Below are 13,867 nucleotides of genomic sequence, written 5' to 3' on the forward strand. Positions count from 1 at the left end.
TTTAATCCCTTTTTGTGGTAATTTTATTTATTTGCATAATTATATCTTTATATTCTCTAAATTTATCTGAAATATCGTTATTATCAGAATTTTCTAGATTATATATAGCTCTAGTTAATGGTCTGATGTTTAAAGTACTAGCAGAATCCCGCAATGTAGTGAGAATCAAAGAAGATTGTGTTTTATCTCCTACAAGCAAGGATTCATACAACATCTCTTCTTGCTCGTTTGCTTGTACTAGTAAATTCACTAACAAATCGTTAAAAAGCTCAACATCTAAATCCAGCTTTTTAGCGCTATATGCTAGCCACTCTTTATTTAGTTGTGAGCCACTAGCCATATTTTTCATCTTTTGGTTTTTGATATCTTCAAGACTATTTTTATACTCTTTTTCAAAAATATTTGGAAGCGTGCTTAGCTTTGACTCTCTTTTTTGGTAAGGAGCTACGCTATTAACGCTTTTATTTTTGGTTAAATTTTGATGATTTTTTACTTCCAAAGTTACAAGATATTGATTTTCATAAATATCTGCTTGGAAAAATATATCAACATGGATTATAGCCTCAACAGCTTTGTTATCGGCTGTTTTTATGAGCGTTGTAATAGCCTTTTGGTTTTTTATAATCGTTTCGATAAAGTGTTCATCGGTCTGCACAAAAAAACCATTTTCGCTTAAAAATAGTTCTGATATATCGCTATGTCTTGAAAGAAAACTTCCAAAGCCAGAGTATCCAAGCAACAGCAATGTGCTTTGCGATATCCCTAATAGCTTAAAATTTGAGTCATAAAGTATCATTATGGTCTTTATCCTTTTGAGATATTTTAATTTGTTATTCTATCACATAATATTTTAAAATGATATGATTTTATTGTTATTTTATTAAAAAAATAGTTTTTTTGCCACATTTTTATTAACCAAAGTTGAAATTTCTTCAAAATTTGATTCATAAATTTTTTCAAAGCTACCAAAATAGTCTAAAAGTTTTTTGATACTTCCATCAGAAATTCCCAAATTTTTAAGTTTTGATCTTTGTAAATCCTCTTTTTTTCTAGTTTTTTGATGAAACGTTATAGCAAAACGGTGCGCTTCATCTCTTAATCTTTGGAAAAACTGTAGTCGTTTATCATCAGTTGGAAGTGAAAAAACACCATTTTTAGTATAAATTTTATCTTTTGCGCTCCCTTTTGCGCGGTGTGCTTTAGCATCTATTTTTTCTTTTGAGATAGCGATAACATCGATATTTGCGCCAGTACTATCAACGATAGAGTAAGCTAAGTCCAGCAAAGCTTTTCCGCCATCGATTACCCATAAATCAGGCGCACCAAGCTTGTCAAATCTAGTCGCTCTAAGGGTTAAAAACTCAACCATCTGATCATAATCGTTGTTTGAGTTTAAGTGTGCGTGGCGGTAGTTTTCTTTGTTAAACTCGCCATTACTAAATGATATCATCGCCCCAACTGGCGCACTTCCAAATAGATGTGAGTTATCATATGCTTCTATATTTTGAGGTAAATTTGATAGTGAAAAATACTCTTTTAAGGCTTCTAAAAAGCTATAATCATGCGTTTTTAGATGTTTTTGGATATTTATCTGCGCGTTTTGATATGCTATTTCGCAAATTTTTCGTTTTTCACCTATTTTAGGGCAAATTATGCTAAATTTACGCTCATGTCGTAAAGATAAAATTTCTTCAACTAAAGCTTTATCTTCAAAGTCATCATATATATAAATTTTATTTGTAGCAACTGGAGAGTTTGCTGCAAAGGCATCTAAAATGACTTGTTTGTAGACTTCTTTGATGTCATCTTTGCTTACGAGCTTTAAATTTGTTATATGAGAGTTTGAATTTGCTATCTTTCCATCTCGAATGCTAAATCTAACCGAACAGATTAAATTCTGACTATAGTTTATAGCAATCGCTTCAAAATCCTCTAACTTAGCCAAATCAACTTCAACTTTTACTTCGCTATCTTTTATAGCTGAAATTTGATCTCTGATTTTAGCAGCCTCTTCATAATTTTCATTTTGGGCGTGTTTTATCATCAAATTTGATAAATTTGCAAGCATAATTTGTGGATTTTTAAGAGCTTTTATCGCTTCTTGAACGATTAAGGCGTAATTTTCTTTTGAAATTTTGCCCTCACATGGAGCGTGACATCTGTTTATCTGATAAAAAAGACAGGCTTTTTTACCTTTTGCACAACTTGCCTTTTGCACGAGTTTAAAGTGTGAGTATAAAACTTCTAAAATTTCTCTCGCGCCTCTAAAATATGGACCAAAATACTTGATATTTGTACCTTTGATAACTTTTCTAGTGATTTCAAAGCGCGGAAAATCATCATTTAAATTTACATATATATATGGATAAGTTTTATCATCTCGAAGCAAGATGTTGTATTTGGGGTGAAGTTGCTTGATGAATGAATTCTCAAGTATCAAAGCATCGCTTTCGCTTTTAGTTACTATATATTCAAGGTGAACAGCTTCGCTTATCATCTTGTGGATTCGTGGGCTTACCTTTGGATTTGGCGCTAAGTGTGGCGTAAAAGAAAAGTAGCTTTTAACGCGGTTTTTAAGCACTTTTGCTTTTCCGACATATAAAAGCTTGCCAAATTCGTCAAAATACTCATAAACGCCAGGCAAATTTGGCAGTGATTTTATCTCATCTACTAACAATGATTAACTCCCGAATTTCTTCAAAGATAGCGTGAATTTGAGGATCTTCAATGCGGTTTTGAAATTTACCCTCGCTTTTTTCTACATATGGTGGAAGCTCATTTGCTTTAGTTAAATTTTGCGCTTTTTTGGCTAAATTTTGCATATATTTGGTTGCGACAAAAAATTTGATATCGCTTATCGTTCGTAGCGATGAGGTTTGTTTAATACTTAAGAATATTTTTAATAACCCTTTTATGTTATTTATATTACTATCTCGTTTAAGTTCTTGCACGCCAAGGTTGTGTTTGCAAGCTATAAAGAGAATTTCATCTTTTTGGTAGATGAAGGCTATGATTTTTTGATGCGTTTGGCTTAAAAGCAGATAAAAATCATGCAAATCTCTAATCTTTTCATAAAGGGGTGAGCGTTGAATATCTTCAATAATGGTCTTAGCACTTTTCATAAGTGCATTTTAACATCTTTAATATTAATTTTTGTTGTAGGTTGTGGCTACAAAGGACCGCCAGTTTATACGCCAAGTGATAGTAACGCTACGGCGCAGTCAAAATAAATTTAGTAAAGTTTAGATATACTTTGCGAATATTTTTTAATTAGGAAATTTGATGAAAACAGCAGACATAGTTATACTTGATTTTGGATCACAATACACTCAGTTAATAGCAAGAAGACTTCGCGAACAAGGCGTTTATGCAGAGCTTTTGCCTTTTAATACAAAAATTAGCGATATAAAAGCAAAAGAGCCAAAGGGCATTATTTTAAGTGGCGGACCAGCTAGCGTTTATGCAAAAGATGCTTATTTTTGCGATGAGAAAGTTTTTGAGTTAGGCGTGCCTGTGCTTGGAATTTGTTATGGAATGCAGCTAATCGCGCAACATTTTGGCGCAAGCGTAGTTCCAGCAAGAGAGAAAGAGTATGGAAAAGCAAATCTAAATTTTAAAAAAGAGCATGGACTTTTTGGTGATACAAAAGATGGGCAAGTTGTTTGGATGAGCCATTCTGATAAGGTTGAGAATTTACCAGCTGGATTTGAGGTTATCGCGGATTCAGAAAATTCTGAATTTTGTGTTTTTGGCGATGAAAAACGAAAAATTTATGCACTTCAATTTCACCCAGAGGTAGCACATAGCGAATTTGGCGATAAAATTTTAAAGAATTTTGCAAAATACATTTGTGGTTGCGAAAGCACGTGGAACATGGGAAGCTTTGCAAAAAGTCAATGTGAGAAAATCAAAGCTTTAGTTGGAAGTGATAAAGTACTTTGTGCGGTAAGTGGGGGCGTTGATAGCTCTGTTGTAGCGGCACTTTTAGCTCATTGTATAAAAGATAATTTAATAGTCGTTTTTGTAGATAATGGACTTTTAAGAACAAATGAGGCAAAGCAAGTTGAAAATACCTTTAAAACAAAACTTGGTATAAATTTAATCAGCATTGATGCAAGTGAGACTTTTTTAAGTCGCCTAAAAGATGTTGTTGATCCAGAAGAGAAAAGAAAAATCATAGGAAATACCTTTATAGAAATTTTTGATAAAGAAGCAGCTAAACATAAAGATGTAAAATATCTAGCTCAAGGCACGCTTTATACAGATGTTATCGAAAGTAGCGTGGTAGGAGCAAGTAAAACTATAAAAAGTCATCATAATGTCGGCGGGCTTCCAAAAGATATGAAATTTAAGCTTATCGAGCCACTTCGCGATATTTTCAAAGATGAGGTTAGAGCACTTGGGCTTGAGCTTGGGTTATCAAGAGATTTGGTTTTTCGCCATCCATTCCCAGGACCAGGTCTTGCTATACGTATAATGGGCGATGTAAGAAGCGATAGGTTAGAGTTACTTAGAAAAGCTGATGTGATTTTACGAGAAGAGTTAAAAAGCACTGGTTGGTATGATAAGACATGGCAAGCATTTTGTGTGCTTTTAAATGTAAATTCAGTCGGAGTTATGGGCGATAATAGAACTTATGAAAACACAGTTTGCGTTCGCGTGGTTGATGCAAGCGATGGCATGACGGCGAGTTTTTCAAGACTACCGTATGATTTACTAGAAAATGTAAGCAGAAGAATCATAAACGAAGTTGATGGAATCAACCGCGTAGTTTATGATATATCAAGCAAACCACCTGCAACTATCGAGTGGGAATAAGACTAAAAGGGCGAGCTTTCGCTCTTTTTAGCTTTTAATGGAGTTAAATTTGATATATTTAGTTTCAAACACGCCAAATTCACAGGTTAAAAATTTAAAAGTTTGCCAGATAGAGTTTTTTAAATTTAACGTGGATTTAGGCGAATTTGAAGCTCTTATCATAACTTCAAAAAACGCCATAAAAGCCATTTTGAACAATAAAATCAAGCTAAATTTAGACTTAGATGTTTTTGCTATCGGCGAGGCTAGCGCAAAAGCTTGCAAAGAAGCTGGGTTTAAAAACATCTATATAGCAAAAAATTCTCACGGAATTGAGTTCGCACAAGAGATTTTGCCGCTTTTAAAAGATAAAAAAACGCTCTTTATCAAGGCAAAAGAGACTGTTTCTGATATAGCTGGCAAGTTAAATGATATAAATTTAACCTCAATCATCGGTTATGAAAACAGATATTTAAATTTAGAGCCAAATTTAGCCCCGCCACCGCATTCAACGCTGATTTTTACCTCGCCATCAAATGTAAAAGGCTTTATAAAAAATTTTGGTTGGGATAAAAGTTATAAAGCTGTAAGTATCGGAAATGCCACATATGAGGCGCTAAAACCATACTCAAATTCAAAAAAAAGCAAAAAACAAGATATAAATGAGTGTATTAAGCTAGCTTTATCTATAGTTTAAGCAAATTTCTAATATAATTTTACACGCCTGAATGATTCGACAGTGTTTTTATGAGGGTCCAACACATTAGTATAAGCGGAAAAGTAGATTTTTGGTGCGATGTGGCTTTGTTTGAGCTTTATAAAAGTTAGAAGTTGCAACCTAAAGAGAGTCTCTATCTGCAAGATTGGCTTTTAATTAGGGCCGATTCTTTTTGCACATCGGTCATTCGGGTTTAATAAATTTTGGAGTTTTTTTTGAACATTTTGATAGTAGGTAATGGCGCAAGAGAGTATGCCATAGGAAGAAAACTAAGAGAAGAAAATATAGTAAATAAGATATTTTTTGCTCCAGGGAACGCAGCGACCTCAAATTTAGGCGAAAATTTAGATATAGAAAAACACGAAGACCTCGCCGAATTCGTTAAACGCTATGATGTAGACCTAACTATCGTTGGACCAGAAGCACCATTAAGTGATGGGATTGTAGATGTGTTTGAAAAATATAATCTTGCCATTTTTGGACCAAGCAAAGCAGCTGCTAGATTAGAGGGTAGCAAGGCTTTTATGAAGGACTTTTTAAAAAAACAAGGTATCAAAACTGCAAGATACCTAAATAGTAACAACTTAGAAGAAATTTCAAAATTTATTGACTCATTAGGGCAAATTGTTGTAGTTAAAGCAGATGGGCTTTGTGCTGGAAAAGGCGTTATAATAGCGCAAAATCACGATGAGGCAAAAGAAGCCGCGAAAGAGATGTTAAGTGGAACTAGTTTTGGCGAAGCTGGAAAAACGGTTGTTATAGAGGAGTTTTTAGATGGTTTTGAGCTTAGCTTGTTTGCTATTTGTGATGGAGAAAATTTTGTAACACTACCAGTAGCACAAGATCACAAAAGGCTTTTAGATGATGATAAAGGTCCAAACACCGGTGGTATGGGAGCATACGCGCCAAGTCCGTTAGCTAGCAAAGAGCTTATAAAAAAAGTTGAAAAAGATGTCGTAGAGCCTACTTTAAAAGGTATGAAAAAAGATGGAAATCCATTTTGCGGAGTGCTTTTTGTAGGGCTTATGGTGGTTGATAATGAGCCATATGTTTTGGAATTTAATGTGCGTTTTGGTGATCCAGAGTGCGAGGTTATCATGCCTTTAATAGATGGAAATTTAAGCCAAATGCTTTATAATGCGGCAACAAAAAAGCTAGAAAATATAAATTTAAAAGATAAATTTGCTGTTGGAGTTGTGATTTCTAGTAAAAACTATCCTTATAAAAGCTCCGAACCTGCTTTAATCAAAGTAAAAGAAGTACCAGCTGATACGCATATTTGCTATGGTGGCGTTAGTCAAAAAAATGGCGAAATTTACGCAACTGGTGGTAGGGTTTTAGTCTGCGTTGGGGTTGGAGATAGTATAAAAGAGGCAAGAGATAAAGCGTATGAGCTTTGTAAAAACATCGAATTTGATGGAATGCACTATAGAAAAGATATCGCATATCAGGCACTTAGATGAACTTTGAAAATGTAAAGTTAGCTAGTATAAACAAAAGAGGTTTAGCCTTTTTTGTTGATGAAATTTTGACTAGTTTTTTGTTTATTATTATCTATTATGACAAGATTTTTTCTGCAACAACGCAAGAAGAAGCTATCGTTATAGCCTCTTCGCTATCGTTTCAATATGTTATTTTAAAAGTTATTTATCAATCGTTTTTTATCTGGTATTATGGTGCGACAATTGGCAAGATGATTTTTAAAATTCGTTGCGTTTCATACGAAAACCAAAATCCAAATTTATCAAATTCGGTTTTAAGGGCTATGGTTAGGATTATAAGTGAAGCTGTTTTTTATATAGGATTTATCTGGGCGTATTTTAACCCAGCAAGACAGACTTGGCATGATAAAGTAGCTAAAACACTGGTGGTGGATATTGCTTAAAAAGATTATGATTTCACTTTTTTGTGCTGCCGCGCTACACGCTAGCACTCAAGATGTCGAACTTCTAGCTGATAATGTTAGCAAAAATGGCGATGTAGTAAACGCAGAAGGCAACGTCATAATGTACTCAAAAGAGTATTTGATAACGGCAAATAAAGCTGTGTATGACCAAAAAAATGAGATAGTTGAGTTTTTTGGAAATGTAAACTCTTTAAGAGGGCTAAACGAGACTTCAAGGACAAATTATCTAAGACTAAATTTAAAGAGCAAAGAGGATTTTGCAACTGAGAATTTTATAATGGATAAAGAGGCTGAAATTTGGATGCAAAACAACGAAAGTTGCAGTGATGATGGATATTACCGCACAAAAGGCTCTGTTGTTTCAAGTTGTAATATACAAGATCCGGATTGGCGTATAAAATACTCAAGCGGAAAACTTAACAAAGAAACTAAATTCCTTCATCTTTATAACCCGGTTTTTTATGCTGGTGATGTTCCGGTTTTTTATCTTCCATACTTTGGATTTCCTACTGATAAAACGAGGCGAAGCGGACTTTTGATACCAGAAATTGGCTATATGAAAAACGAGGGAGTGTATTATAAACAACCGATTTATCTAGCGCCTTATGAGAGTTGGGATTTGCAGTTTGACCCACAAGTTCGCTCACGTCGTGGCTTTGGAATTTATACAACATTTCGTTTTGCTGACTCGCCTTACTCATACGGAGAGATTCGTGGTGGGATATTTGATAACTTTAAAAGAGCGCAAGAAAAACTTGAGTATAAAAACGAAAAACATCACGGTATCGAGTTTGAATACGATAGAAGCAAGCTTGCTAAGTATCTTATAGATGGGGATTTTAAAGAGCAACTTTGGATAGATTTTAAAAAAGTTAATGATGTTGAGTATTTTGACTTAAAAGAAAAAGGTGGGCTTTCAGATGATGATGACTCGCTGGTTGCTTCAAGACTAAATTATTATTTAACTACGGATGAGCATTATTTTGGGCTTTATTCAAGATATTATATAGATACCGATAAATTAAACAAGAAAAATACATTTAGAAACGATGACACCATTCAAGAGCTACCAACATTGCAGTATCATAAATTTAGCAACTCGCTCTTTTTAGATAACTTGATTTACTCAGTCGATACTAAATACCACAATTATACAAGAAGCGTTGGAACTGAAGCTAGTCAATATGAGTTAAATATACCGCTTAGCTTTAGTTTGCCACTTTTTAATGATTATTTAAATTTAAAATTTAGTGAAAATTTATATGCAACACATATAGACTACAGAGATAATTTCTTATATAGAAATGGCGGATTAAGTAGTGATGATAGCGCAAACTACGTAAACCATTATCATAGAATTTCATTAAGCACTGATTTGGCAAAGGCTTATGATAGTTTTTATCATACAGTAAATTTCGAGCTTGATTATATAGTGCCAGGTTATCAAAGTGGAGATATAAACTCAAGACTTTTTAAAGAGTATCAATACGACTATGATAAAGAGCGAGGCAGAGTCAATCAAAACCGCCTTAATGATATCGCAAGCAATCTTTACTATGAAGATAACTTCTTAGGCGAACTTGGTAAAGACTATACGCAAAGAAACTTTGGCGCTAAATTTACTGAGTATATATATGATGAAAATGGTAGAAAATTTATACGCCACTCTGTTAGACAAAGATATGATTTTGAAGATGAAGAGCTTGGGGATTTAACTCATAGGCTAGATTTATACTTTAAAAATGGCTTTAGTATAGGAAATAGATTTGAGTATTCTCACGAAAATCATGAGTTTGAAAAGATTCAAACATATGCAAGATATGCAGATACTAAATTTAGTGCCTCTATAAATCACACTTATGAAAATGTAAAACGAGCCACCGATAGATACGACAAAGATAACTATACCATACTAAATGCGTCTGTAAATTTACCTAACTTTTATAAAGTTTTTGGAAGTTGGGAGTATGATTGGGAAAGAGAGTATAACAAGATGTGGCGTCTTGGCGTTACGCACAACAGAAGATGTTGGAACTATACATTTGTTTATCAAGAAGATATAGAGCCACGCACTTCAAGTTCGTTGAGTTATGAAAAAGCTAAAAAAGAGCAAGGTTTTTACTTCTTTGTAAATTTCTATCCTTTTGGCGGAGTGAGTTATGACTTTTCAAAAGACAAAGAGTATAAGGCAGCAAATCAATAATGATAACACCTAGGCAAAAACTATCTTTTAAAGATAGATTAGATGCAGCTCAAATGTTATATGATGTTTTGCCACTAGATGATATCATGCAAAAAAAGCCTTTGCTGGTTTGTTCATCGCTTGATTCTGTTGTTTTGGTTGATTATATAGCTAGAAAGTTAAAGCTAAGTTATGAGCTGCTTTTTACAGAAAATATAGTCTCGCCGATAAATCCAGACTGCATTATAGCGATGGTAAGCGAAACAGAAGAGATAGTTGTTATAGATGAATTAGTTAAATCTTTTGGCATAAATTTAGACTATGTTTATGGTGAAAGTAGTAGAAAATACGAGGAGAAGATTTTAAAAAACGTTTATAAGTATAGAAAAGGTGAGCTTATCGGTAGTTTTGAAGGCAAGAATATCTTGCTTATGGATGAGGGTTGTGAGACAGGAATCACAGCTTTGACATGCCTAAAATCGATTATAAGTTTAAATGCAAAGTCTGTATCATATGCTACTCCGCTGATTGCAAGCGATGTAGTTCAAAATTTAAGCATAGTAACAGACCAAATTTATACGGTTCATAGTATAGCAAATTTCGTTGAGGTTGATTTTTATTACGATGATAAAACCAAAGCAAATTCGCAAAAAATAATCTCTATATTAGAAGAGAGCCCATACTATCTGCCGTTACAAAAAGAAGGAGACAAAGAAACATGCAGTATTCAATAGAAGTAAACAATCAAGTAGAAATTTTTGACCTTGATAAGGTAGCCAAACAAGCAGCTGGCGCTGTTTTGATGAGAGTTAAAAACACAGTAGTTTTAGCAACTGTAGCGCGAGATGAAGTTCAAGTAGATGGCGATTTTTTGCCTTTAACAGTTCAATACGTAGAAAAAGCATATGCAACTGGAAGAATTCCTGGTGGATATATTAAAAGAGAGACTAAACCAGGTGATTTTGAAACCCTAACTAGCCGCATTATCGATAGAAGTTTAAGACCGCTTTTTCCAAAAGGATATGCATATCCAACTCAAATAGTCGTTTTTGTTCTTTCAGCAGACTCTGAAGTAGATCTTCAGGTTGTAGCTTTAAACGCAGCAAGCGTGGCGCTATACTTAAGCGATATCCCAGTTGATAGACCAGTTTGTGGCGTTAGAGTAGGTAGGATAAATGATGAGTTTGTTATAAACCCTTCAAATTCTCAGCTAAAAGATAGCTCACTTGATTTATACGTAGCTGGTGTAAAAGATGAACTTTTAATGATAGAGATGAGATCAATCTCACAAGAGAGTAACGAAATTTCGCCGATTGCTACGATGATGACTCCGATGGTAGATCCACTTATTTCAGAGAGCATAAATTTAACTCAAAGTATGAATGAATTTAACGAAGAGCTTATGGTTGAAGCTATCAAATTTGGTGCAGATGCGATACTAAAAGGAAGCAACGCTTATGAAGAGGCGTTTAAAGCGCATAAAAAAGCGCCTGCAAATTTAGAGTTTAAACCTGAGATTGAAAATGAAAATATAGCACTTTATATCGATCAATTTTACAAAGATGAGGTTAAATTTGCTATAAATCAAATGGCAAAAAGCGAGCGAGCAACAGAGCTTAATAAGATAGTTAAAACCATATTAAGCGATGAAACAGCTATAACAGAAGGTTGGGAAGAGGGCGTTATATCTAACGTCTTAGGCAAATACAAAAAAAGAATCGTTAGAGAGCAAATCGTAAATGATAGAGTAAGAGCCGATGGCAGAGGACTAAAAGAGGTTCGCCCTATATCAATCGAGACGAATTTACTTCCAAATGCGCATGGAAGTTGCCTTTTTACTAGAGGTCAAACTCAAGCGTTAGTTATCACGACTTTAGGAAGTGATGGAGATGCTCAAATGAGCGAGTCTTTGACTGAGAAAAATGCGCTTACTGATAGATTTATGGTAAATTATAACTTCCCTGGCTTTAGCGTTGGCGAGGCAAGTCCATTAAGAAGCCCAGGCAGAAGAGAGCTAGGACATGGAAATTTAGCCAAACGCGCACTTGCTCCAAGCATTTATGCAAACGAGCCTCAAGTTATCAGAGTTGTTAGCGAAATTCTAGAATCAAACGGCTCAAGCTCGATGGCTACGGTTTGTGGTGGGGCTTTATCTTTAAGAGCGGCTGGTGTAAATACTATAAAACTAGTTGCTGGTATCGCGATGGGGTTGATTTTTGAAAATGATAAACACGCGATTTTAAGCGATATTATGGGGCTTGAAGATCACGATGGCGATATGGACTTTAAAGTTGCTGGAACGATTGATGGAATTACAGCTTTGCAAATGGATATAAAACTTGGTGGAATTAGCCTAGAAGTGCTAAGAGAGGCGCTTTATCAAGCAAAAGAGGGACGCGAGCATATCCTTAAAATTATGCAAAGAGCAGATGAAGAGATAGTTATAAACGAAGATGTGCTTCCAAAACTGGAGCTTTTTAGCGTTGAACCTAGCAAAATCGTTGATATCATCGGACAAGCTGGAAAAACTATAAAAGAGATTATAGAGAAATTTGGCGTATCGATTGACCTTGATAGAGATAAAGGAGAGGTTAAAATCTCTGGCGGCAAGAAAAAACAGGTAGAAGCGGCAAAAGACTATATAATTGAAATCACCCAAAAAGAGCCAAGAGGCTTTAGAAAAGGTGGCTCAAAACGAGAACCAAAGAAAAATGTTCACTTTGAAGTAGGCGAGGAATTCGAGGGTGAAGTTAAGAGTATGGTTGATTTTGGTGCGTTTATACACCTAAAAGATGGCGTTGATGGGCTTTTACATATATCTAAGATAAAAACTCCGCTAAAAGCTGGCGATATGGTAAAAGTAAAAGTTAGCGAACTTAAAGGCTCAAAAATTTCGCTCGAACTTGCATAAAGTAACAAAATATTGGCAAATTTGCCAATATTCTTGTTTTAGTTTGCATATAAAATCAATATTGAGTAAAATAAGAGAAAATAATATCAAAAAAAGGATTTAATATGATGTTTAAAAAGCTATTTTTCCCTATCGGTGGTGGAGATGAGTTAAAAGAGAGAATTCGCGGCGCGCTACTTGTAAACAAATGGTTTGGAACACATATGAGTATTATGGCGTTTCAGCTTGACCCATCAACTGTTTATAATGTCAGAATGACACTTAGAGGCGGGGTTATGATGGATGAGTTTTTAAAAACCGCAAAAGAAGAGTTAGAAGCCGAGCAAGAAGAAAATATCAGAATTTTTAAAGAAGAGTGCGATAAATTAGGCATTAAAGTTAGCGAAGATCAACATCAGCCAAATAGCGCATTTTTAAGAAATGTCATCGGAACTCGTTCAGAGCTAGTCGAAAAACACTCTAAATATTGCGATTTAGTTGTCGTAGCAGTTCCGCCAACTGGAACTATCACTGGTACTTTTGAAGCCGGTGTTGTAAAAAGCGGAAAACCAGCTATAGTTATCCCAAGAGAGCTTAAAGAGTTTAAAATCGAAAGAGTTCTAGTAAGTCTTACTGGAAGCACAACTAACTCAAGAGCTTTGACTAATGCTATTCCTATTTTAAAAGAGGCTAAAGAGGTTCACTGCATTACAGCTCAACACTATCTTCAAGATAGTATGGAAGAGACTCAAGGCAGGATTAGAAACTATCTTAGTATGCACGGCATAAACCCAACTTTTGAAATAGTTAAAACTGAGGGTAAAATTCCAGGACAGGTTTTAACCGATGCTGCTAAAAATGGCAAATTTGACCTTATAGTAACTGGCATAAATGAAGATAGCGGATTTAGAGAGATATTCTTAGGCGGCGCTTCAAGATACTTCCTTAAAAACACAACCGTTCCTGTGTTTATGTAATTAAATTTGGCTTTTTATAAGCCAAATTTACTTTTTTATCAAATCAACTTTTATTGCTACTATAGAAAACTACCGATTGATAGTGCTAAGCTGGAATTTATAAATTTAATATTTTATTTTAAATACACTAAACAAATTTAGCATTTTAAATTTAGTTTATTTTGTTAAAAAATCTAGCTTTATTATTTTATAAATTTTTAAAATTTAACTAGTCTGTATTTTATAAAACAAATTACTTTTTAATAACTTGTAATCAAGCTTTTTTAAATTTAACTAAATTTAGATGAAATTCGAGCGATTTTAGAGCTTAAAAATCATGCTTATTTTTGTGCTATTAAAATAAATATCCAGTTTACACTAAATTTTATCCTTGTAGCATTATTTAAACAACGCATAT

General features: G+C 34.3%; 11 protein-coding genes. 8 read left to right on the forward strand and 3 right to left on the reverse strand.

Features of this window, described 5'->3' with window-relative positions; genetic code table 11:
- Position 1 precedes the first annotated feature (1 nt).
- From CGEO_RS02845 to CGEO_RS02855, 3 genes are all read right to left on the reverse strand, one after another.
- Complete coding sequence (locus CGEO_RS02845) at positions 2 to 796, reverse strand: hypothetical protein (protein WP_075495093.1); 795 nt, start codon at positions 794 to 796, stop codon at positions 2 to 4.
- A gap of 84 nt (positions 797 to 880) precedes the next feature.
- Positions 881 to 2,677 carry an excinuclease ABC subunit UvrC gene (gene uvrC / locus CGEO_RS02850; protein WP_075540256.1) on the reverse strand — a complete coding sequence of 599 codons (1,797 nt, stop codon included), beginning with the start codon at positions 2,675 to 2,677 and terminating at the stop codon, positions 881 to 883.
- Entirely contained in the window at positions 2,664 to 3,122 is a 459-nt protein-coding gene (locus tag CGEO_RS02855) for a hypothetical protein (protein ID WP_075495097.1), read from the reverse strand. The genes uvrC and CGEO_RS02855 overlap by 14 nt, the downstream gene beginning before the upstream one ends.
- Before the next feature lie 160 nt (positions 3,123 to 3,282).
- On the opposite strand from CGEO_RS02855, the gene guaA reads away from it, so the two are divergent.
- From guaA to CGEO_RS02895, 8 genes are all read left to right on the forward strand, one after another.
- Positions 3,283 to 4,818 carry a glutamine-hydrolyzing GMP synthase gene (gene guaA, locus CGEO_RS02860; RefSeq protein ID WP_075495099.1) on the forward strand — a complete coding sequence of 512 codons (1,536 nt, stop codon included), beginning with the start codon at positions 3,283 to 3,285 and terminating at the stop codon, positions 4,816 to 4,818.
- A gap of 49 nt (positions 4,819 to 4,867) precedes the next feature.
- Entirely contained in the window at positions 4,868 to 5,494 is a 627-nt protein-coding gene (locus CGEO_RS02865) for a uroporphyrinogen-III synthase (RefSeq protein ID WP_242647967.1), read from the forward strand.
- Between the two features lie 236 nt (positions 5,495 to 5,730).
- Positions 5,731 to 6,978: a phosphoribosylamine--glycine ligase gene (gene purD / locus CGEO_RS02870; protein ID WP_075495103.1), complete on the forward strand. Its 1,248-nt coding sequence runs from the start codon at positions 5,731 to 5,733 to the stop codon at positions 6,976 to 6,978.
- On the forward strand, positions 6,975 to 7,400 hold the full coding sequence (locus tag CGEO_RS02875; protein WP_075531847.1) for an RDD family protein: 426 nt from the start codon (positions 6,975 to 6,977) through the stop codon (positions 7,398 to 7,400). The genes purD and CGEO_RS02875 overlap by 4 nt, the downstream gene beginning before the upstream one ends.
- Positions 7,401 to 7,407: 7 nt before the next feature.
- Entirely contained in the window at positions 7,408 to 9,624 is a 2,217-nt protein-coding gene (locus CGEO_RS02880) for an LPS-assembly protein LptD (protein WP_075531848.1), read from the forward strand.
- Entirely contained in the window at positions 9,624 to 10,337 is a 714-nt protein-coding gene (locus CGEO_RS02885; protein WP_075495107.1) for a sodium:proton antiporter, read from the forward strand. The genes CGEO_RS02880 and CGEO_RS02885 overlap by 1 nt, the downstream gene beginning before the upstream one ends.
- On the forward strand, positions 10,322 to 12,514 hold the full coding sequence (locus CGEO_RS02890) for a polyribonucleotide nucleotidyltransferase (protein ID WP_075495109.1): 2,193 nt from the start codon (positions 10,322 to 10,324) through the stop codon (positions 12,512 to 12,514). The genes CGEO_RS02885 and CGEO_RS02890 overlap by 16 nt, the downstream gene beginning before the upstream one ends.
- Before the next feature lie 104 nt (positions 12,515 to 12,618).
- Positions 12,619 to 13,470, forward strand: a complete 852-nt coding sequence (locus CGEO_RS02895) for a universal stress protein (protein WP_075540255.1) — start codon at positions 12,619 to 12,621, stop codon at positions 13,468 to 13,470.
- Positions 13,471 to 13,867 lie beyond the last annotated feature (397 nt).

It is taken from the genome of Campylobacter geochelonis, assembly GCF_013201685.1.
GTDB classification, from domain to species: domain Bacteria; phylum Campylobacterota; class Campylobacteria; order Campylobacterales; family Campylobacteraceae; genus Campylobacter_B; species Campylobacter_B geochelonis.